Source organism: Ruegeria sp. B1, from assembly GCF_056535885.1.
This window is the reverse complement of sequence record NZ_JBQFJA010000001.1, coordinates 3,272,586-3,294,142: the sequence shown is the minus strand read 5'-3', so window position 1 is coordinate 3,294,142 and position 21,557 is coordinate 3,272,586. Positions and strand designations below refer to the sequence as shown.

Genomic DNA, 21,557 nt, shown 5'->3' with positions numbered 1-21,557 from the left:
TTGTTCTTGTCACTTGCTCAGTTTCCGTAAACTACGCCCGGAAGCCACAATGCGATCTCTGGGACAGCCATTACCAATCCCAGAGCGAGCGCCATCACGCCAACGAAGGGTATGATGGATCGATAGATATCTCCAATGGTTACTTCTGGCGGCGCCATCGCCCGCATCAGGAACAGGTTGTATCCAAACGGCGGCGTCATATAGGCAATCTGACACGTGATCGTGTACAAGACGCCATACCAGATCAGGTCAAAGCCAAGCGCGCCCACCAGCGGCACGTAGAGCGGGGCAACAATCACCAACATCGCGGTGTCGTCGAGAAACGTGCCCATCAACAGAAAACTCAGCTGCATCAGGATCAGGATAATCCACGGGTTCAGCCCAAGCTGCACTGTAAACAGGTTCTCGATGGCTTTTACCGCTCCTAAACCGTCGAACACCGCGCCAAAGGCGAGGGCGGCGAGAATAATCCACATGAACATGCAGGTGATGCCCAGCGTCTGTTTGACCGAGGTTTCAAAGACCTGCCATGTCATGCGGCGCTTTAGAACCGCGGCAAGGAATGCGGCGATGGCTCCAAGCGCCGAGCTTTCCACCAGAGATGTCCAGCCGTTCACAAACGGCACCATCATCACCGCGAAGATGCCCAGCGGCAGCAAGCCCGCGCCAAGCAGCCGCAGCTTTTCGCCCCAGGTCACCTGAGCCCGTTCCGCCGCGCTCATGGCCGGGCCGAGCGCGGGGTTCAGGCGGCAGCGGATGGCGATGTAGATGATAAACAGCGTGGCCATCATCAGCCCGGGCACGACACCGGCCAGCCAAAGCTGACCCACCGGCTGCCGGGCGATCATCGCGTAAAGGACCAAAACGACGGATGGGGGCACAAGAATCCCCAGCGACGACCCCGCCTGAATCACCCCAGTAACCATGCGCTTGTCGTAGTTGCGGCGCAGCAGTTCCGGCAGGGCAATGGTCGCTCCGATAGCCATGCCTGCGACCGACAACCCGTTCATCGCCGAGATCAGAACCATCAAGCCGATTGTGCCGATGGCCAGACCACCGGACAGGCCCCCCATCCAGACGTGGAACATCCGGTAGAGATCATCGGCGATCCGAGATTCGGACAAAATGTAGCCCATAAAGATGAACATCGGCAGCGTCAGCAGCGGGTACCAGCGCATCACCTTGATTGCGGCGGCAAACCCAAGGTCGTACCCGCCGCGATCCCCCCATAGGAAAAAGGCGGCCACAACAGCCACGAAACCGATTGCCCCAAACACGCGCTGCCCGGTCAAAAGCATCAGCATCATCGTCGAAAACATGAGCGCGGCAATCAGTTCGTAACTCACCCCCGGTGCCCTCCGTCGAGGTCTTCGGGGGCCATGTGAACGGGCTCGTCATCCTTGGGGCCCATGTCATGGCCCCGAAGGCGCAGGATATCCTTGAACAACTCGGAAACGGCCTGAAACAGCATGAGAACGATGCCAATGACCATGATGGTCTTGATCGGCCAGATGTAGGGACGCCAGGCGGAAGACGAGCGTTCGCCGCCATATTGGAAGGAATACATCAGACTGTCCCAACCGCCCCAGAGCAGGAATACCAGATACACGATGAGAAAGAACACGGTCAGCGCATCCACCTGGCTTTTCCGGCGATCCGTCCAGTCGCCATACAACAGATCCATCCGGACATTGGCGCCCATCTGCATCGCGTAAGGTCCCCCAAGGACGTAGTAAGCCACCATGGCGAATTGTGCCATTTCCAGAGTCCAAAGCGATGGGACGAAAAAGGTCTTGGAAACAGAGGAGTATAGCAGAATGGCCATCATCACGAAGATGCCATACATTACAATCCGCCCGATCATGCGATTGGATCGGTCCACAAAACCGATATAGCTCTTCATCAGTCCCGTCACGGGGTGGCAACCCTGACGAAGTGTGCACGATCAGACTGGCCCGGCAGAGGCCCGCAGGTTTGTGTGTTGCATGCCAAGCCGTCGAAATTGGCGCCGCGTGAGAGCGCGAGCTGAACTGTTAGGCGGCGGGTTGTTGACTTGTTTTTCACCGTGTCATCAGAGCCATATGATTGACACCTGTCAAGCATGGGGCAGGCGGAGAACCCTACGGATCGCGACGTCAAACTGTGTTGGCGGCAGACGCTGATTTGCTGGGGACCTGTAAGCACCGAAATTATCCGGTTCCGTTTACGCAATCGCTCCACTGGCACTACCAATGCAGAGCTGAACCCAAAGAGTTCCTTCGCGATAGCTTTCCTGGCCTGTTTGGCGGCACATGCGGGTTGGGCCAGGTCTCAGGCAAGGCAGTGTATCTATCGCGCCCAGATAAACCGATCCTATTACACCGCCAATGGTGATATGCCCCCTGCAAAGGCCGCCAATATGGGGGCCGCCAACGCGAAACCTGCGCGCAGCATGTCGCTGACGCCTTCTGTCAATCCGTGCGTTGCCCTCCAGTCATCTACATCCAGTGCTTGCTCGGATGCGCTGATTTGTTTGGCTGTATCGGCCAGAGTCCTGACCCTGCCATCCAAAACAAGAGCCACCGGCAAATAGAAGCTTAGCATCAGTAGGCAGAAATAAGTGCCTGTGAACAGAGCGGATGCGGTCACGAGGGAACTGTAGGCTGCCTTTTCGGAGTCCAATATCAGAGGCATTGGCCAGTACATCCAGCTTGTCGCAAAAAACAGGCCAAAGGTGAGAATGAGACTGGACAGATAAAGCTGCTGGCGCATTTGTCTTAGGCTTTTGGCCAATTCGGCAGCCCGTTCTTCGATATCGCGGCTCTCACTGGACGCCAGACACAGGATCATGCCTGCAATCAATGCACCAACCGCAAGCCCCGCCAGCGCATTGATGATGTCCAGCACATGTCTGAACATTGAAAACACCGATATGTCACCGCATCTACCCAGCAGCCATCTGTCATCCGGGGTCAGACACCCGGGCAGGGCCCCTTTTGACAGCGCCGTCTCAAAAACGGCTTTGCCGACCTGATGGTAAATTCCGGGGGATTCCGATGACGCGTATTGCTGGATCGTGGGCGTCACGGCGAGGGTGAGAACGACCAATGTCGTCAGAGTTGCGGCAATCCGCGTGCCACGCGTCATCGGGCGCATCAGATTGCGGACCAGTACTGCCACGGCCAGCAGAGAAATCGAGGCAAAAAACCAGGATGCTGCAAGAAACCGGTACCGGCCGACCGCCTCCAGCCAGGGCCGTTCCCCGTGCAGAATGTCGAGCGGGACGTCCAGTTGCGCCTCAATCAGGTTTTGGTGGATCAGCTCGTGGATCCCAAAGATGCAAACCGGCAGCAAGGCGATGCCAAAATAGACCGGTTTTACGCGTTGGTTCACCATATCCGACCCCTTGCGCAGTCAAAATACCTGTTTGGATGCGTAGCACATTTTCGGTCGTCAGGCATGTTCCACGACCCCCGGTCTGCTTGCTTTTGACGTTTTCGCCGCGACGTGGGCCTGTTGCGCGTGTGCCGGTCTCCTTCTGGATTCAGCCCAACTATGATAGGGTTGAACCAGTCCCGGGAGCGCTTTTTGCCTGTGAAATGACTCCAAACGAAGCAAATACGCCAGATGAAGAGGGCGGTGACCGCGCCGAAGCGCTGCTTTTGTACACGCGCGGTTCCGGGCACGCGCCGCCTGCGGAACCGGTAAAACCAGAGCCAGTAGAAAGCAAGGTGGGCGCATGGTTCGCGGACCTTCTGGCGGCGTTGATCAAGACTTCGGTGGCTTTTTTCTGGGGTATCTTCTGGTGCAGAGCGTAGAGCTTGACCTGAAGCGTGCGCAGTTCAGCGCCGATGCGGCCGATAAGCTTAAGACTTACGTGATCGAGTTGAACAGCGGGGATTCGGCCAATGATCCCGCCAGATCAAAAGCAACCGCGTTGGCGCTGGGCGGGTTTGGAAGTGTCGCTGCGTATCCGCTCGTGCAGCTCGTCGAGCATGGGAACGAGCTGCAGATCGGGTGGGGCAAACTGGGTCTGGAGCAGGCGGGTTTGATTGCAAATGAAGGCACGTGTGACGTTCTGGTCAGGGTCATCGATGATCCCACATCGACGTTCAAATGGCAGACCCGCAAGGTGGCGATCGAAACGGCCGGGTCGGTTGCCTGCAAAAATGCCACGGACCCGCTGGAACGTCTGAGCGCGGACGTGAGCAGCGCGGGCGTACCTGCAGGCGAGCCCAGCGCCAATTTCAGTCTGGCGATCCAAACCGCGTTGAAACAAATCGGAAGAGCAAATCAAAGGGCGCAACCATGGTGGAAGAGATTTTAAGGCGCGTGTGTGGCCCCGGCGGTCGCTTTCTGGCGGCGCTGCTTTCCGGCCTTTTTCTGTGCCAAGGGGTGCAGGCACAGTTGCAGGGGTGCCCAGTTGAGGCGGCTCCGAACGATAAGTTGCTGATCGGGTCAATGGATCTGGTGCGCGCGATCAGCGAACGGAACAGGCGGGCTCTGCTTGCCGCGTTTGAAATGCATTTCGACAAGGCGGATGCCTCGCTGGGATCGCTGGCCAAGGTGATCTATTGCCCTCAACGGCAGTTGCGAGATCCCAACAACTACGACGCAAATGTAACCGGCGTGCTGAATGACGAACGTGTGCTGCTGGAAGTTGGCGCGCGTGCCAGCGGCGATGACATCATCGTTGCTTACGTTGTTGTTCCCTTACGTCATTACGAGTTCCACAATGCACAACCGCCGCGCCTGCCGGGGTATCACGAGGCCTTATACGAGCAGGCCCAGATCGAAACCGGGCTGGCCGATCTGTTTCGCGGGAATGCAGAGCTGCATCTGCTAGCCGCACTTGCGCTGGGCCTAAGGCATGAAAAGGCGGCAGAGGCTGCCCCGCCGTCCAACGAACGCAAGACGATGCTGCTGCGGTCGCGCGCCTTTTACTGCGATGCGATCGGCACCCTGGATGCAGCCCGTCCCCGGGCAAACTACTTGGGCCTGCAGCCAGCCGAGTGGGAAACGCTTGGCGACTTTGCGAATGCCGGCGCGGCCCGCGTCTATCAATGGACGATTGACGAATTTGGCGAACAAAGCACGTTGCCTATTCTTCAGGAAATTCGCGGGGATGACGCCACGCCAAGCGGCGCTTGTGTCGATCCGCTCCCCTCTCAGGCAGGAGGCGGCGGAGACTGATGATGAAACGCTGGGTTAAGACAATCGAGAACCGTGTGGCAGGTCCGTTGCTTGTCAAACTGATGCTCGGCGCAGGCGCGCTGGTTGGTGCACAACCCGCAGTCGCGGGTGGCTTCACCGCATGCGAACAGCCTTTCATATTCGAAGGGTCGGCTGCCAATATCGTGCCGCTGGAATACACCGCAACCTCGGTCGATCTGGCCGCCTCTCAGGACGAACGCATGGCGAGATTGCAGGAAACTGCCCAGCGGCTGTCGTGGCTGTTCAAACTCGACAGCTGGCATCAGCCGACTTACGGCAGTCTTGGCGTCGTCTCGCACATGTTCCTTGGACGGCCGTGTCACTCCGACGAAGTGCTTGGGCAGCTGTTGGTTGGCGGGTCGGGGCCACCCGTCAGACAAGGCCAGATCCTCATCATGTTACAGGGGCGTATCTTCATTGAGGATGAGCAGATTTTCATCCAGTCGAGAGTCCGGGGATTTCGACGCCAGTCGGACCAGTTTGACTATGTCTTTCCGATGGAGGGTAACTTCGCCAGCGAAAATCTGTCGGTCTCTTTAGACGGGTCAGAGGACCGTTTGTTTATCTCTCTTCCGGTGCTGGATGTAACCTTTGCGCCAAGGGTGGTGTCGGAGGAGTTGTTCAACAACATGAACGCCGCTTTCATCCGGGCCAGCAAGGTCTTTCCGTTGCCGAATGAGGCCATGCCCGGTGAAAACCTTGTCTTTCACGCGGATCAACCGCAGGCGTTCAGTGTCCGGATCACGAACGACCCCGGCTGGATCGAAGTCGAAAACATATTCGGCGGACAGCCAAGTCGCGGATTTATCCGCGTAAGCCCGGAGGCATCGCGCTTTCTACACCGCAGTCTGCCGGAGTTGGACTTTGTGAACGGTGTGCTGGGTTTTCTCAGACTACAGCAAGCCCGCAACTCATTGGAATTCGCACCGACGCCAGAGAGTGCATGGCGGCAGACGGCAAACGCGCTGTCGCGGTATCTTGGGAATGAGCTGACCGCCGACGAACCCGAGGCGCGCGCTTTGGCTCATGGGATGATCGGATTTGTGTTGGCCTCTCATGTCGGGGATTGGCCCGGTGCGCGGAAGGCGTTTTTGCGCGCGGCCGAACTGTCGCCCACCGATTCCCACTATCGAAATGCGCTGGGTGTCACCGACACTGTGCTGTGTTGTTCTGAAAAGGGTGCGCCGCCGTATCGCGACCCTGCGCGATGGTTCGCCGACGCGGTCTCGGTTGATCCGCAGAATGGCGAGGCGCTGGGCAATCTGTTGCAGTTTCTCGAGTTTCTGGCCGCGACCGAAATGCGACCCGAAGGCGTGGATACAACCAATCTGCCGCGCACGCTGGATGTCGTGCGGAAGGTTGCCGAGCAGAATTCAGACCTGCTTAAAAGGGATCGGAACTAAGTGCCGCACCGGTCAGACAAAGGATCCGGGGTCGCTGACAATCAGTCCTGGGACCGCACGGTTTCGGCGGACACTCGAGTACACTTGCGCACGTAAACTCCCTGACTGTTTCGAAAAGCGCCAATTTCTGCTATGTTCCAGCGATATTGTAGAAGACTTTATTGGATTTGAGTGAATGCGTGTTTATGAAGCGGTGGTTGCCGCACTCGAGAGTATTGGCGTCGATGCCGCCTATGGCGGGGCCGGCGAGAACGCCGCTGGCCTTATGCTGGCCTTGGATGCTTCGGATAAAATCAGACCGGTCATTGCAAAAAATGAGCAAGGCGCGTCCTTCATGGCCTGCGGGCACGCGATGTTCAGTCGCAAGCTGGGCGTGTGTTTTGCAACCGCCGGACCCGGTGCCTTCAATCTGATCTCGGGTATGTGTGTGGCGTTGACCGACAGTTATCCATTGCTGGCGATCAGCGGGTATTCGACGGTGGCCTGGCAGGGGCGGGGCGGTTTGAACGAGACCTCTGGCCTGGCGCGTACACCGGATTCGCGCATGATGTTTCGGGCCGCCACCAAGAAAGATCCGGAAACCGGCGAACCTGCGGATTTTCTGGTCACCGATCCGGATGACCTGATGGACACGCTGCAAAAGGCCATCGACATCGCTTTTGAAGGGCGACCCGGACCAGTGCATGTCGCGGTTGCCGAGGACATTACCGACCCAAAGGTCGAAGTGACCAATTTCCGTCCGCTGCGCCTGCCGCAAATTGGTGTGACGCCCGACCCCGGCGCACTGGACAGCGCAGCCGGGGTTCTGGAGCAGGCGATCACCTCGGACAAAACCGTAGTCATGCTGGCGGGATTTGGCGCCATATTGGCCGACGCGAACGCCATCACAAAGGCGTTCCTTGAACGGTTTCAGATTCCGTTGGTTACGACGATGGACGGCAAGGGGATCGTGGACGAAGAAAACCCGCTCGCCATCGGTCTTTATTGCGACTCGGGGCACAAGGCCGCCTGGGAGGTGTTTTCAGACGCGGATGTCGTGCTGGCTGTCGGAAACTCCTTTGCGCAGCACGCAACCTTTGACTTCCATGACGGGTTGTTCGACGGCAAAACCCTTATTCACATCAACATCGATGCCGGGGAATTCGACAAGTTTTACAAGCCCGATCACGTCATCCTTGGCGACGCAAGCCAGGCTTTGCAGGGGCTTTATGATCGTCTTGATGCGGTGATCGGACCGGTCCCTGAACGGGACTACCGGCCCAAGGACTATGATGAGCGTTTTATCATCTCTCCGCAGAAGCAACTGCATCCCGGCGAGATGGTCCAGAAAATCTCTCAGATGCTGCCCCCCGGCGGTATTGTTCTGGCGGATGCCGGGGCGCACGCTGCATGGGCAGGATACTATCTCGAACTCAAAGAGGGTCAGAATTTCCGAAAACCAGGCACCTATGGACCCATGGGCATCGGTGTCTGCGGTGTGATCGGCGCGAAATACGCCGAGATGCATCGACCAGTAGTGGCTGCGGTCGGGGACGGTTCGTATCTGATGACCGGGTTCGAGCTGATGACAGCGGTGCAATACGACATTCCGGTCGTTTGGGTGATTTTCAACGACCGGGAATTCAAGCTGATCAAGCTGTATCAGTTGTCGGCCTTCTTCAAGACCGGTCTGACTGAATTCGATAACCCCGACTACGCCGACTACGCCCGCGCCTGTGGGGCTGACGGGTATACGGTCAGTCAACTGGACGAGTTCGAACAGGCGTTTGGTGCGGCCTTGGCCAGCGGCCGACCGGCCCTGATCGATGCACGGATCACACGTCTGGCACTGCCCAATTACTCGCCCCATCCCGAAGGCGTGCTGGCCGCGATCTGGGAAGGCGTGCGCACGCGATTTGGATTGTGAAGAGGAGGCCACCATGGACGGCAGCTCAGAATCTCTGCGGAAGTGGCGTGAGGTCTATGTGGGCGGGTCGCCCGAGGCCGAACTGAAAGAAACCAGAGAGCTCGCCCAGATGATGATGGCGGCCCAATTGAAATCAATGGCCGCAGGTGGCGCGCGTAACGTGGATCGCGCTTTTCACAAAAAGGCAATCGCAGCGTTCAACGGGGCAGAACTGCGATTCAGCACGGACTTGCCGCAAGATCTGCAAGTCGGTTTCGCAAAGCCAGGTGCAAGCTATCCGGCGATGGTGCGCTTTTCCAATGCGTCTTCGCAAACCCAGTCCGACGAGGACAAGGACCTGCGTGGGCTGGCCATACGTGTCAATGAAACCGACGGTGTCGATCACGACCTGCTGGCGACAAACTTTCCCGTGCCGCACGCCCGGAACGCGCGGCAGTTCGTGGTTTTCGCCCATGCGGTCTCGGGTGGGCGGCTGTCTAAACTGATTGGGCTTGTGCGCCTGTGCTTTGTACTTGGTCTTTCCGAGACACGCCGGATGCTGGACAACGTGCGAACGGCCCTGCGGACATGTGACAGCGTCGCGCTGGAAAGCTATTGGAGCAGGGGGCCATTGCCTGGGGCAATGAGGCGGTCAGATATACGTTCAAACCTTCCGATACCACGCCGGGCGTTCAAGGAACCCACAGTGGCGCATCGCGTCTGTCCGCCGAGTATCAAGCGCGGCAGTCGAACGGTGATATCGTATTTGACCTCTACGTTCAGAGGTTTGTGAACGAGGACCAAACCCCCATCGAGGATGCGGCCCATGAATGGGACGAACGGGTCAGCCCGCCGGTCAAGGTTGCGGAACTGGTTCTGCCGCAACGCGATCTGTCCACGCCCGAGGCCCTTGCCGAGGCACTGGAAATCGAGACCATGGGGTTCAACCCCTGGAACACAACAGAGGATTTCCGGCCATTGGGCAATCTGAACCGTGCACGCAAGGCGGCCTATGATGCGTCTGCGGCCCACAGGCAGGGCAAGCGGTTCAAGGCCCCGCCGCCGCCAATTCAAAACCGCATCTTCGGCTCCGCCGCACGGTCCATCCTGCGGGCTGTCAACCGCCGGGTGCCCTGGCACAAGATCCCGTTCCTGTTGGTTCAACTGCTCAATCTGGATGCCCTCAGGTACGATTTGCGGCAAAAGAACCTGATCGATACGGACCCCGAAGAAACCGTTCCCAGCGCCCGCTCGGTCCCGCCGGAGCCAAGTTCGGAGCAGCGCGTGTACCGTACCCATGACGGCAGCTACAATGATCTGTCTGACCCATGTATGGGCGCAGCAGGAGCGACCTTTGGGCGCAATATGCCCCCGCAAGTGCAACCTGACGACAGTCCAAACCCGATTCTGGTGGCACGAAAACTAATGGACCGGGAGGCGTTCATCCCTGCCAAAATCCTGAACATCCTTGCCGCATCCTGGATTCAGTTTCAGGTCCATGACTGGGTGTCGCATGAACGGCGCAAACTGGACGAAGACGATGACATCGTGCCAATCCCGGACGGATACCCGGACTGGAAAAACCGACCCGATGGCGCGCCCGAGCGGAACATGCGGATCGCGGGTAACATCCCGAAAGCTGGAGCCAACGATCCATTTCTGTTCGCAAATGAAAACTCACATTGGTGGGATGGTTCGCAGGTCTATGGGGTGAACTCCAAAGCGGCACAGAAACTGAGGGACGGCCCCAAACTCAAGCTGACCAAAGAGGGGTATCTGCCTCTCAACATTCATGGCTTTGAGTTAACCGGGTTCAATGAAAGCTGGTGGCTGGGCCTGTCTACTCTCCACACGCTTTTTGCCCGAGAACACAATGTGTTGTGCGACGAGCTTCAACGCGAATATCCGCAAATGGACGACGAGCGCATCTATCAGACCGCGCGCCTGATCGTTTCTGCGTTAATCGCCAAAATCCATACTGTCGAATGGACCCCTGCCATTCTGGGCACCGAGGCGTTGGATATCGGGATGAACACCAATTGGTACGGCCCGCCAAAATCCTGGCTGACGCGTCTGGGCATCTGGTTGACGGATGTTCACGCCCTGAAAGGTATCCCGGAAACCGAGCCGGATCATCACACAGCGCGATACGCGTTGACCGAAGAGTTCGCGACAGTTTACCGAATGCATCCTCTGATCCCGGATGACTACATTTTCTATGATTTTTCGACGGGTGAAGAAAAGGCGCGGCGGGGGTTCCTGGAGATTCAAGGCGAACAGACAGACGAGCAACTGCGAAAACTCGGACTGCGCGACTGCCTGTATTCCCAGGGTATTGCCCATCCCGGCGCAATCACGCTGCACAATTTTCCGAAATCCCTGCAAAACCTTGAAAGGTTCGATGAACTGATCGACCTGTCCGTGGTTGATATTGTGCGTACCCGTGCCCGACGCGTCCCGCGGTACAATGAGTTCCGCAAGGGTTTGCACATGCCGCCGGTGACCGAATGGGAGGACCTGACAGCCAACCCGGAAACCAACAATATCCTGAAAGAGCTTTATGGGGATATCGACAAGGTCGACACTGTCATCGGCCTGTTGGGTGAGACGCCCCCGGATGGTTTCGGGTTTTCAGACACCGCGTTTCGCGTTTTTATCCTGATGGCCTCACGCCGGTTGCAGTCGGATCGGTTCCTGACCACCGATTTTCGGCCGGAAATCTATACGCAGCTGGGCATGGACTGGATTGCGCAGAACGGAATGAAGTCGCTGTTGCTACGTCATTTCCCGGAGTTTGCACCGGTTCTGCCCAAAGACGCGACGGCGTTTGCGCCGTGGCGCATGGTTTAAGAGGTGTAGGATGCCAAAAGATGCAGCCCCCAAGGGCTTAGAGGCCTTTCTGAACGCGCCGCTGGCAAGAACGTTGTGGAACCGCCGCACCAAACGGGTCAGCCGGGGCTCGAATGTTGTGGCCGGATCGCTGAGTTGGGAGTCTCAGAACGACCGCGCACCACTGTCCCCTCTGCAAGAAGCGATCCTGATCGCTGCGACAGGTGCGTCTGGAATGACCATGCCGGATCGTCCGTTTTTTGACGATGAAAGCGGCGATCCGATCATGTCCAAACCAAACCTTGTGATGGAAGGTCGGACCGCAGGCAGCCCGGACAATGCACAGGGCACGCATTTTTTCATGATCAATGACAGCGGTACTTATTTTTTGCGTCGCCTCGACCCGCTGGAAGGCGGCACCAATGACTGGACACCCGAGGTTTTGATCGAACGCGCCGAGCAGTCCAAGGTGCAGATCCTTGACCGGCGGATCGACGTGCCCGGCGATATGCGCGACTTTCCGGCCTACCTGGATTCCAATCGGTTTTTGTCGAATACGCCGGGGTCGACCATCTTTTTCCCGGTGGTTGATCTCTCACACCAATATATCAACGCGCTGATGTACTTGCTGACTCAGCCGGACAAGGCACGGCCTGTAATTGTGGACGACCGCAATTTCTATCAACCGGCCGGGGTCAAAAAGTGGATCGAAAGGGGCTTTCTGAACCCAGACATTAAAATCCCGCTTGGGGTGCTGGGTCAGATGCGGACGCAGATCGAGGCTGATCTGTTGATCCAGAACCTGTTTCTTGTGTCTGAGGCGATGGGGCTGGGCGGATGGATACACGCGGCCATTTCACCGCCGGTTCTGATGGGGGATCCGAAGTTCAGCGATCGCTATGGGGCTATGCTGAATTTCGATTACGTGACGCCCAAATGGCGATTGATGGATTTGCTGCGCTGGCACACCCTGCCAATTGCCGCAATGAAACATGTCCGCGCGCATGCGGTGGGATTGCGGCATCACGGCGAACATCTGATCAAGGGAAAATGCCCGCCATATTATCCATCCATGTCCGACGCGGTCGATGCGGTCATCGCAGGCAAATTCGGCCCGGATGGCATTTACAAGAATGAGGCTCTGTTTCAGAACATCTACAAGCAGGATTTCGGTAGCAAATATCTGGAAGAGGCCGGGGAGTATGAACAGGACGTCATCGACTGCGCGCGCGACATCTGTACCTACATTCACAAAACTCATGGCCGCTTCCCAGCGCATTGCGAGGCCATTCATGCGCCTGGAATCTGGCTGCAAACGCATCGGGTGGAGACTGAGTACTATGATGCCTATTTCGACAACGGCCTGACGGTCGCGCAGCGCGATCACGACAAGAACTGGCCGTTCTGACCGCCCAGGCCGTGACCGAGGGCCGAACGTGGAATTGGCGATCAGAGTGGCGTCTGCATCCTCGTCAGATCCAGGGTCGGTTGCCTTTTGTTGGTCAGGGAGTTGTGCGGAATCTTGACCGTCCCGTCCTTGTTCGGCTGGGAAACTTGCGGGGCCAATTGAGGCTTTTGGTGATTGTTTCTTGGAAAATTGCGACATTATCGTTACACTTAAAAAGTGTAACCAGTTTTAAAAGTTGTAGTCAGTGTCCAAAACGCATAGCCAACCCGCTTCGATTAGCAATGCTAAACTCCTAGTCACAACCTCCATGGCGATGGCTCTCGTGTCCGGTTATGGACGCGTGGCCTATGGGGGTACTTGTACGTCTACCGGTGGTGGTTCGTATCAGTGTTCCGGTCCTGCATCGGCTGTGGATACGACGATTTCGCTCAACTCCATGGCGTCACCATTGACCGTGACGACCCAGCCTGGATTTGGACAAACCGCTTTTTTCGTAGGTAATGCTTTCTCACTTCAATCTACCGATAGTGTCACATTCACAGATAACAACGGCTCGACGATTACCGGACACAATATCGGCATATTCTCACGAAACAATGGCACTGGCGCAACGACGATTACCGTCACTGGAACAGTAACGGGCATCAACAATACCGGGATTTATGCCCGAAATGCGGCAACCGCCACAGACATCACGATCTCGACGGCCCGCGTGAACGGAGGCGGTTTTGGCATCGTGGCCCGTAACGCTGGCACTGGGGCTGTGACCATAACGGCTACAGGTGCGGTGTCGGGTACCGGGGGAGACGGGATTAACGCCCGAAATGCGGGAACCAATATCACGATCAACGCGCGGCGTGCGGTTAGCGGAAGCAGAACGGGCATCTACGCGGGCAACACCGGCTCTGGTGGGATTTCGATCACCACATCAGGTGCGGTGAATGGTGGCACCGGTGCCGGGATCGCGACGGTCGGCAATACCGGGACCACGACACAGATCACATTGAATTCAGGCAGCGTTGTTGGCGCGACGTCTGGCACGGGGATCACAAACACCGACGCTGACGGCTCGGTCATTGTCAACTCGGGCGCGGCGGTGAACGGGTCGATCAGCCTCGGCAATGGCAGCGATCTGTTGTTCTTTAACGGAGGTGATTTCAGCGGAGTCACCCTGTTTGACGGCGGCGATGACAGTTCCTCTGGCGACGGGTTTACCGACACATTGCGGTTTGGCAGCAGCGGCACGATTGCCGGGGCCACTGTCACGAATTTTGAGCGATTTGAGATTACAAACAACTCAACGATCACGCTCAGCGACAATACGCTGTCCGCCGGAGATGGCACTTTGGGCACGGGTGTTTTCGTTGGGTCGGGGAGCACATTAGGGCTTAACACCGGCGCAACCAGCCTGAACGGCAATTTCGCAAATAGAGGTTCGCTTTCGGCGCAAAACGGGGCAGCCGGGGACATCATAACGGTCAGTGGCAATTACACCGGGATCGGCGGAAACCTCTTACTTGACGTTGCGCTGGGCGGCGACGGATCACCGGCGGATACTCTTTCGATTTCCGGTAACGCGTCCGGTAACACCCTTGTTTCGATCAATAATATCGGCGGGGCGGGGGCGCAGACCGTAAACGGGATCGAGATTGTACGGGTCAGCGGCACTTCACCCCTCGGCGCTTTCACCCTGAATGGCACTGCGCAGCTGCCCAGTGGCGAAGCGATTGTGACGGCAGGCCCGTTTGGATACCGGCTCGTTCAAAACAGCGGAATTTATACTCTGTCGAGCGTGGACACATCCGGAAATCCCATTCTGGTTGGTGCAAGCGTTGCCGCGTACGAGGCGCTGCCATCTGTCCTGCTGTCGATGAACAGCGTGCGCAGTCTTCAGGCGCGTCTGGCGTCCAGATCGCCCGGTGGACCGGCCGACCAGACAGTCACACGATCGGCGTTTCCGTTTGTGAGCAACGACGTGTTCTCAAACCCGGTCAGCCCGCTTTGGTTCGAGTTGAGCGGTTCCCGTAGCGATATCACACCTGTTGTGTCGGACGCGGGTATCAACAGTATTGAGACCGACACCTACACGATCACGGTGGGTGCCGATATGCTGCTGTCGGAGTTTGGGACCGGCTCTCTTTATGGCGGTGTAAGCGTCATTTATGGCGATGCGTCCAGCACAGTGGCCACGGATCAGGGCAATAGTGATGTAGATACCCAATCGCTCGGCCTCAACTTCAGTGCGACGTGGCTGGACACGCGTGGCTTTTATGTGGACACACAACTGCAATACAACCGGAACTCTAGCGACGTGAATGACCCGGCCACGGGCACATCGCAGAATGGCATCGACTCGGACCAGTTTGGTGTGTCTGTCGAGGTTGGCCGTCCGGTTGAAGTGAACCCAAATCTGGTATTGGTACCGCAGGCCCAGCTGTCTTATACGACGCTGGATGTGGATGAATTCACGGACAGTTTCGGAAATCAGGTTGTGTTGGACGATGCCGACAGCCTGCTGGCGCGTCTGGGGCTTTCGGCCAACAAATCCTTCTCGAACAGCCGAGGAGTGGGCAGTTACTTTGGCCTCGTTAACCTGTATCATGAATTCGACCCCGAGACTCGGGTTTCGGTGGGTGGCATTGCGTTTGACGAGGAGCTTGATGACACCGGCATCGAACTGGGGTTGGGTGCACGTATGATGCTGAACGACAGGTACGAGTTGTCCGGGTCTCTGAATTATTTGACCGGTCTGGAAGATCTGGGTGAAAGCTACGAATTGGAAGCTGTGTTGGGCCTGCAGGTCCGGTTCTGAATGATCGGTGCCCGTAAATCTCCGATTTGGGGTGCTCTTGGTCTGGTCACGACTTTTGGGACCGCCACCGCGCAAACAACGGAAACCAGTTCAACACAGTTCCAAAGCTGGACGGTGACCTGCACCGAAGAAGACAGCCAAAAGCAGTGCGCGATGAGCCAAAGCCTGAACCTGCAAAATCAGGCGGGCCTTTTGCTTCGAATGGAACTGCGGCGTGAGCCCGAGGACGGGGCCTCTGGCGTGATCATTGTTCCATTTGGACTGGATATCACCAAAGGTATCTCGCTGTCCGTTGACGGCGGGCCTCGTTGGAACCTTCCGATGCGAACTTGTCAAAATTTCGGATGCGTCGTGCCATTGACGGTTGGCCCTGAGATGGTCGAAGAGATGAAGAAGAGCGGTACAATTCAGATCTCGCTCTATACGCTGGACGGGGGTACAACCTTGGACGTGCCGGTGTCTCTGACCGGATTTACTGCCGCTTTCGACGAAATCTAATCAATAAACGATATGACCCAGGACCTGACGCCTCCGGCCGAGAACACAGAGGACGCGCAAGTTATCTATTCGGTTTCCAACGGTTTGTTGGGATTTCTGGAACAGCATAACCTTTCGATTTGCCTGAGCTCGTATCAGTCCGGCCGGTTCTACATGTTGGGCCGAAACCCGCAGGGCGGGATCATGATCAACGAGCAGTTGTTCGAAAAAGCGATGGGCATCAGTGTACGTGGCGGGTCCATCACGTTGGCCACCCTTTTTCAGATACATCAGTTCGAAAACGTTCTGAAACCCGACCAGCGGGTCGATACATTGTTTGACGCCTGCTTTGTCCCGCGCAGAAGTTATACAACTGGCGAGCTTGATGCCCATGACGTGGCGGTGACCGACGACGGTCAGATTGTGTTTGTGAACACGCGGTTCAACTGTCTTGCGACAGTTTCAGAAAAACACAGCTTCGAGCCGATCTGGAAACCTGCCTTCATTTCGAAATTCGCGGATGAAGACAGGTGCCATCTGAACGGTCTTGCGCTGGAGGGCGGACAGCCTGCCTATGTCACCGCCGTCAGCCGGTCGGATACCATAGATGGGTGGCGCGATCGGCGCAGTCATGGAGGTGTGGTGATCGACGTCCGCAGCAATGAAGTTATCTGCGACGGCCTGTCCATGCCGCACTCGCCGCGCGTGCATCAGGGTGAGTTATATGTTTTGGATTCCGGCTCCGGTCGCCTTGGCCGGATTGTGCGTGATGCGCAGACAGGCGCGGGCGCGTTCAAGGAAATTGTGTTTTGCCCCGGCTTTGTGCGCGGCCTGGCGTTTCATGGAAAATTCGCAATCGTTGGATTGTCGAAACCCCGCTACGAACGGTTTGAAGGCCTTCCACTAGATGCAAAGCTCGCGGAAACGGACAGCGAACCGTGGTGCGGTGTTCAGATTATCGATATGGAAAAGAAAGAAGTCGCCGCATGGTTCCGCATCGACGGCGCGGTGCAGGAGTTGTTTGATGTCGCGGTGTTGCCGGGTGTTGAATGCGGCATGTCTTTGAGCTTTGCCACCGACCACATCAAGTCGCTGATCACATACGAAGAACGGTGAAGCCGGAGGTCTGCGGATCACGGTTTGGTGCTGACGGTCCCGTCGGGTTGACCTAAAAGGTAGTCCAGCAAAACAGCTGAAAACAGCTCAGGCTTTTCCATATGCACCGCATGCGCGCATCCCGATATCACCGCAAGACTGGACTTTGGAATTTTGGACCACAGCAGCTGTGTCTGATCCCACGAATAAGTGCGGTCCCGGTCGCCGCAAAGGACTAACGTGTCAGGAACGATATCGGACAAACCCTCGACACCAGACCAATCCTGCATCGCGTCAAGGCCCGCCCGGATCGCCTCGACTGAGGCTAGTTTGCCAATGGCTTCGCATCGCTCAAAGTTGGGCGCAGCCTCCTTTTCCCAGAACCATGTCGCCGCAATCCGACTTGCGGTGGCGTGTGCGCCGTCCTTTTCGGCGCGGGTCTTGCTCTGTTCGATGGTTTCAAACCGCCCCGGCAACACGCCAATGGCCCCGGTTGCGTACAAGACAAGACATTGGATACGCGCCGGGTCTTTTCGCGCCATCTCTTGCACGATCATGCCACCCATCGAATGCCCCAGAAGACAATAGCGCTCAATGTTCTTTGTGCGTAGTGCGCCAAGAACCCAGTCAGCAAGACCATCGATGCTGTCAATTGGTTTCAGATGTGCGTTGAGCCCAAACCCAGGCAAATCGACTGCCACAACATCGAAAAACTCCGCCAGTGCCTCACGCTGTAGTTCCCATTGAGCGCTTCCGCCCATGAGACCATGGACCAAAACCAGTGGTGTCACTTACGCTGGCCCTGAACAATGCGATCCAGAATCATCGCGCAGAACAGGATTGCAAAGCCGGCAAGGATACCTTGTCCGACATTGGCGTATTGCAGGGCTTCGAGCACATCCTCACCCAGACCCTTGGCTCCAATCAGCGAGGCAACCACGACCATGGCCAGTGACAGCATGATGGTCTGGTTGATCCCCGCCCGGATTGATGGGCTGGCGAGCGGCAAATCCACTTTTGTGAGCAAATACCACTTGTTGGCGCCAAAACTGATCGCCGCTTCACGCACACTTTCTGGAACGCCCCGCAGGCCTAGAACCGTCAGTCGAACGACGGGTGTGCCACCAAAGATCATCGTGGTGACGACAGCGGCCGGTTTTCCTGTTCCAAAGAATGCAATCACCGGGATCATGAAGACGAAGGCGGGCATTGTTTGCATGAAATCCATAATGGGTTGGATAAAGGCATAGAATCTGGGGCGTCTTGCTGCAAACATACCCAATGGGATGCCGATAATGATCGACAGGCAGGCCGCAGTTCCCAACAAGGCCAGTGTCGTCATTGCCTTTTCCCAGAAGCCTAGCAAGCCCATATAGGCCAGGAATGCACCGGAATAAATCGCCATGCGAACGCCCGCCGTGAGCCATGTCAAAAGGATGATCAGCGCGGCGATGACGATCCATGGCGTGCTGACAAAGATCAGTTCCAGCGCGTCCAGCATCAGACGGATACCGTAGGTAATGCCGTCGAACAGGGCTTCGCCATTCAGAACCGCCCAGTTAAAGAACGCCTCAACCCCGTCGATGCTGAGCAAGCGAAGCTCGGGGTCGGTCGGGAAATCGCTGAGGATCGCGAACCGCCCCGGAAAGCTGTAATTGACCATCGCGACGGCCACGATCAGGATCATGAACACTGCACTAAATCCGATCTGAGACATCGGCATGCCAGAGCGGATTGACCGATCTGACAGCCATTCCGAAAACCGGGCTTCCAGCGCCCAGTTCGCGACAATGGCCTCGACAGTTTTGACGACCAACAAGATTGCGAGGCCGGTTAGGGCAATTGTCGGACCTTGTTCAGCCAGCGCTTCGGCTTCGGCCCGGATGCCGCCGATATTGGCTTCCAACCCGTCGACTGCGCGTTGAAAGGCATCCACCCGGTCTGAACCGCTTTCGATCGCTGCGGCCAATTGCTGTTTACGCAGCTCCAAAGTGCCCTCAATCGAGGCAATGCGGGCCATGGCGTCAGAGGCGAGATCGCCAAACAAGCCGCGTGCGATCTGGACAAAGCCAATTGCCTCGACAATCAGAAAGCACAGCGCCCAGGACCAAAGCCCGCGTGCACCAAACCAGATCGGGCCAAAAAGCCCTGCGAAAGAGTTGAAGGTCGGGGTAAAGCGGGCCGACGCGCCAACCTTGTCGAAATTCGTAATGTAGTAGTCGGGGCTGGTTCGCACAAAAGTGCGGATATTGTCCCTTCGTTCCTCGGCATAGGCCAGTGCGGCTTCGCTTTCGGTGTCTTCCAGCGGGTTTACATTTTCGTCCTTCATGACACCTCGGTCCCTTCGATTACGGTGCGCAGAAGATCCGCACGCGTGATGACACCAACGTCCGAGCCCGCATCGGTCACCATGATCGGGCTGTCATCGTCGATGGCCAGGTTGATCAGATTGCTGAGAGTCTCGTCGCTGGTCACCCGATGCAGATCAGCTGACAGCGGACCCTTGGTCGCGATCCAGCTTTCGACAGGTTGCATCACCACCTTGGCGTGCACGACTTTCAGTCGTGAAATACCAGCCACAAAATCCGCCACGTAGTCGTCGGCCGGATGCATGACAATGTCTTCCGCAGTGCCCATCTGCACCATCTTGCCATCGCGCATGATCGCGATGCGATCTCCGATCCGAACGGCTTCATCCAGATCGTGGGTGATGAATACGGTCGTCTTTTTCAGGATTTTCGACAGCCGGATGAACTCGTCCTGCAACTGGCGCCGGATCAGGGGATCGAGCGCCGAAAACGGCTCATCCATGAGCAGTACATCGGGGTTGGCTGCGAGTGCGCGGGCCAGCCCCACGCGCTGTTGCATCCCGCCCGAAAGCTCATGCGCAAACTTGGCACCCCAGGCACCAAGTTCCACGATGTCGAGTATTGCTGCTGCCTGACGCATCCGTTCGTTTTTGGCGACTTGCCTGATCTCCAGCGGCATCGCCACGTTATCCAGAACGGACCGATGCGGCATGAGGGCAAAGTTCTGAAAAACCATGCCAATCTTTTCATTGCGAAAGTGCTGCAGGTCCTTGGCGCCAAGGGCCATGACGTCTGTGCCCTCGATCTCGATTTTACCGGCCGTTGGTTCCAGCAAACGGTTAAAGTGCCGCACGAGGGTGGATTTTCCGCTGCCCGACAGCCCCATAATGCAGAATATTTCGCCCCGGTTCACCGAAAGGCTGACATCCGCGACGCCGACCACGCAATTGAACTCGGACAGAACTTCGGCCTTGCTCAGGTTACGATCAAGCACGGCCTGAAGGGCGGCTTGTGGCTTGGCGCCAAAGATCTTCCAGACATTTGAGATGTCGATGACGGGTTCAGATTTCATGAGAGCAGCCAGTGCTAGGGAACGTTCTGGTGCAGCACCGGCTGTTGCCGGTGCTGTCATCTGGATTGTCTTAGAGACCCAGCATTGCGTCGACGCGGTCGGAATTGGCATTGACCCAATCCTTCGCGACCTCGGCCGGCTCGCGCCCCTGGGCGCTGATCTCAAACGCAAGGCTGCTCACATCGTCTGCGGTCAACGCGAAATTCGAGAAAAAGTCCGCGATAGCGGGCGAACGATCGACCAGAGAGTTGGACCACGCGATCTGAACCTGCTTCAGGGCATCCTTGGTCGCCACGTTTGACTTTTCGTACCAATCCGCATCGTCGGATGGCTGCACCATCACGTATTTTGCGGGATCAAAGGTCGGTTCTGTCAGCATCTCGACATCGAACATGAACCAGACGGCATGTGGCTTGTAGCAATAGAACGCATAGCCTTCACCCTTGGCAATCGAGTCCTTGATCCGGGCGGTTTTGACGCTTTCTTCGGCGCGGATCGGCTCGATGAAGTCCAGAAGACCATAGTCGCGCACCTTGACTTCATTCACATTCGCGGATGCCCAGCCGGGCGCTCCGATCCACATCTCTCCCTTGCCATTGCCGTCGCTGTCCATCAGCGCCGCAACGTCGGGCCGACCCAGATCGGCGATATCGGTGATGTTGTTGGCCTGACCAAAGTCCTTGGAGACGCAAAAGCCCTGATTGCCCTCATATGGGTTTGAGGACAGCGTGACCGTTCCCGCTTCATCCACGTATTTCTTGGTAAAGCTTTCCTGATTCGGCAGCCAGACATCCGGGTGCACATCTATGTCGCCCTTGCCCTGATCCATCGCCTGAAAGATCGTGGCGTTGTTTCCCGGTACATACTCAACCGTGCCGCCGATCCGGGACGTCACGACTTCGCCCAGCACATAGGCGATTGCCTGCGCGCCGGTCCAGGACGGGACGCCGATTTTGACCTCTTCTGCAAAGGCAGGCACGGCCAAAACGCTTACAAAGGCCGCGCTGGCAAGTGTTCTTTTTACTGTCATTGTTCAGATCTCCTTGTTGGTGGTCTTTTTTGTTATCGTTGTAT

17 protein-coding genes are annotated in these 21,557 nt (G+C 57.0%); 10 read left to right on the top strand and 7 right to left on the bottom strand.

Features of this window, described 5'->3' with window-relative positions:
- Positions 1-17: 17 nt before the first annotated feature.
- The 3 genes from ACR3ES_RS16240 to ACR3ES_RS16230 all read right to left on the bottom strand — a co-directional run bounded on the left by ACR3ES_RS16240 (position 18) and on the right by ACR3ES_RS16230 (position 3,375).
- Positions 18-1,346 (bottom strand): TRAP transporter large permease subunit, encoded by a 1,329-nt coding sequence (locus tag ACR3ES_RS16240; RefSeq protein WP_170433506.1) that lies wholly within the window; start codon positions 1,344-1,346, stop codon positions 18-20.
- Positions 1,343-1,903, bottom strand: coding sequence for a TRAP transporter small permease subunit (locus ACR3ES_RS16235; RefSeq protein WP_170433508.1), 561 nt, complete (start codon positions 1,901-1,903; stop codon positions 1,343-1,345). Before ACR3ES_RS16235 ends, ACR3ES_RS16240 begins: the two co-directional genes overlap by 4 nt.
- Positions 1,904-2,355: 452 nt before the next feature.
- On the bottom strand, positions 2,356-3,375 hold the full coding sequence (locus ACR3ES_RS16230) for a hypothetical protein (protein WP_480423879.1): 1,020 nt from the start codon (positions 3,373-3,375) through the stop codon (positions 2,356-2,358).
- Positions 3,376-3,718: 343 nt separating this feature from the next.
- Between ACR3ES_RS16230 and ACR3ES_RS16225 the strand changes: the two genes are divergently transcribed.
- The 10 genes from ACR3ES_RS16225 to ACR3ES_RS16180 all read left to right on the top strand — a co-directional run bounded on the left by ACR3ES_RS16225 (position 3,719) and on the right by ACR3ES_RS16180 (position 17,123).
- Entirely contained in the window at positions 3,719-4,306 is a 588-nt protein-coding gene (locus ACR3ES_RS16225) for a hypothetical protein (protein WP_480634733.1), read from the top strand.
- Positions 4,288-5,172 (top strand): hypothetical protein, encoded by an 885-nt coding sequence (locus tag ACR3ES_RS16220; RefSeq protein ID WP_170433514.1) that lies wholly within the window; start codon positions 4,288-4,290, stop codon positions 5,170-5,172. Before ACR3ES_RS16225 ends, ACR3ES_RS16220 begins: the two co-directional genes overlap by 19 nt.
- 2 nt (positions 5,173-5,174) lie before the next feature.
- A complete protein-coding gene (locus ACR3ES_RS16215; protein WP_170433516.1) occupies positions 5,175-6,596 on the top strand; it encodes a hypothetical protein in 1,422 nt (473 codons plus the stop codon).
- A gap of 175 nt (positions 6,597-6,771) precedes the next feature.
- Positions 6,772-8,502 (top strand): thiamine pyrophosphate-binding protein, encoded by a 1,731-nt coding sequence (locus ACR3ES_RS16210; protein WP_170433518.1) that lies wholly within the window; start codon positions 6,772-6,774, stop codon positions 8,500-8,502.
- A gap of 13 nt (positions 8,503-8,515) precedes the next feature.
- Positions 8,516-9,274: a catalase gene (locus ACR3ES_RS16205; protein WP_480634732.1), complete on the top strand. Its 759-nt coding sequence runs from the start codon at positions 8,516-8,518 to the stop codon at positions 9,272-9,274.
- Entirely contained in the window at positions 9,271-11,331 is a 2,061-nt protein-coding gene (locus tag ACR3ES_RS16200; protein ID WP_480634731.1) for a peroxidase family protein, read from the top strand. Before ACR3ES_RS16205 ends, ACR3ES_RS16200 begins: the two co-directional genes overlap by 4 nt.
- A 10-nt stretch (positions 11,332-11,341) precedes the next feature.
- Entirely contained in the window at positions 11,342-12,718 is a 1,377-nt protein-coding gene (locus ACR3ES_RS16195; RefSeq protein WP_170433521.1) for a hypothetical protein, read from the top strand.
- A 436-nt stretch (positions 12,719-13,154) separates the two neighbouring features.
- On the top strand, positions 13,155-15,530 hold the full coding sequence (locus ACR3ES_RS16190; protein ID WP_480634730.1) for an autotransporter family protein: 2,376 nt from the start codon (positions 13,155-13,157) through the stop codon (positions 15,528-15,530).
- A complete protein-coding gene (locus tag ACR3ES_RS16185; protein WP_170433525.1) occupies positions 15,531-16,028 on the top strand; it encodes an invasion associated locus B family protein in 498 nt (165 codons plus the stop codon).
- A 12-nt stretch (positions 16,029-16,040) separates the two neighbouring features.
- Positions 16,041-17,123 (top strand): TIGR03032 family protein, encoded by a 1,083-nt coding sequence (locus ACR3ES_RS16180; RefSeq protein ID WP_170433527.1) that lies wholly within the window; start codon positions 16,041-16,043, stop codon positions 17,121-17,123.
- A 17-nt stretch (positions 17,124-17,140) separates the two neighbouring features.
- Here ACR3ES_RS16180 and ACR3ES_RS16175 read toward each other — a convergent pair whose 3' ends face one another.
- The 4 genes from ACR3ES_RS16175 to ACR3ES_RS16160 form a co-directional block, all read right to left on the bottom strand.
- On the bottom strand, positions 17,141-17,893 hold the full coding sequence (locus ACR3ES_RS16175) for an alpha/beta fold hydrolase (RefSeq protein WP_170433529.1): 753 nt from the start codon (positions 17,891-17,893) through the stop codon (positions 17,141-17,143).
- Complete coding sequence (locus ACR3ES_RS16170; RefSeq protein WP_170433531.1) at positions 17,890-19,431, bottom strand: ABC transporter permease subunit; 1,542 nt, start codon at positions 19,429-19,431, stop codon at positions 17,890-17,892. Before ACR3ES_RS16170 ends, ACR3ES_RS16175 begins: the two co-directional genes overlap by 4 nt.
- The gene (locus ACR3ES_RS16165) at positions 19,428-20,483 is read right to left on the bottom strand and encodes a quaternary amine ABC transporter ATP-binding protein (protein ID WP_480425506.1); all 1,056 of its coding nucleotides are present in this window, start codon (positions 20,481-20,483) and stop codon (positions 19,428-19,430) included. The genes ACR3ES_RS16170 and ACR3ES_RS16165 overlap by 4 nt, the downstream gene beginning before the upstream one ends.
- A 70-nt stretch (positions 20,484-20,553) precedes the next feature.
- Positions 20,554-21,513, bottom strand: coding sequence for an ABC transporter substrate-binding protein (locus ACR3ES_RS16160; RefSeq protein WP_170435463.1), 960 nt, complete (start codon positions 21,511-21,513; stop codon positions 20,554-20,556).
- Positions 21,514-21,557 lie beyond the last annotated feature (44 nt).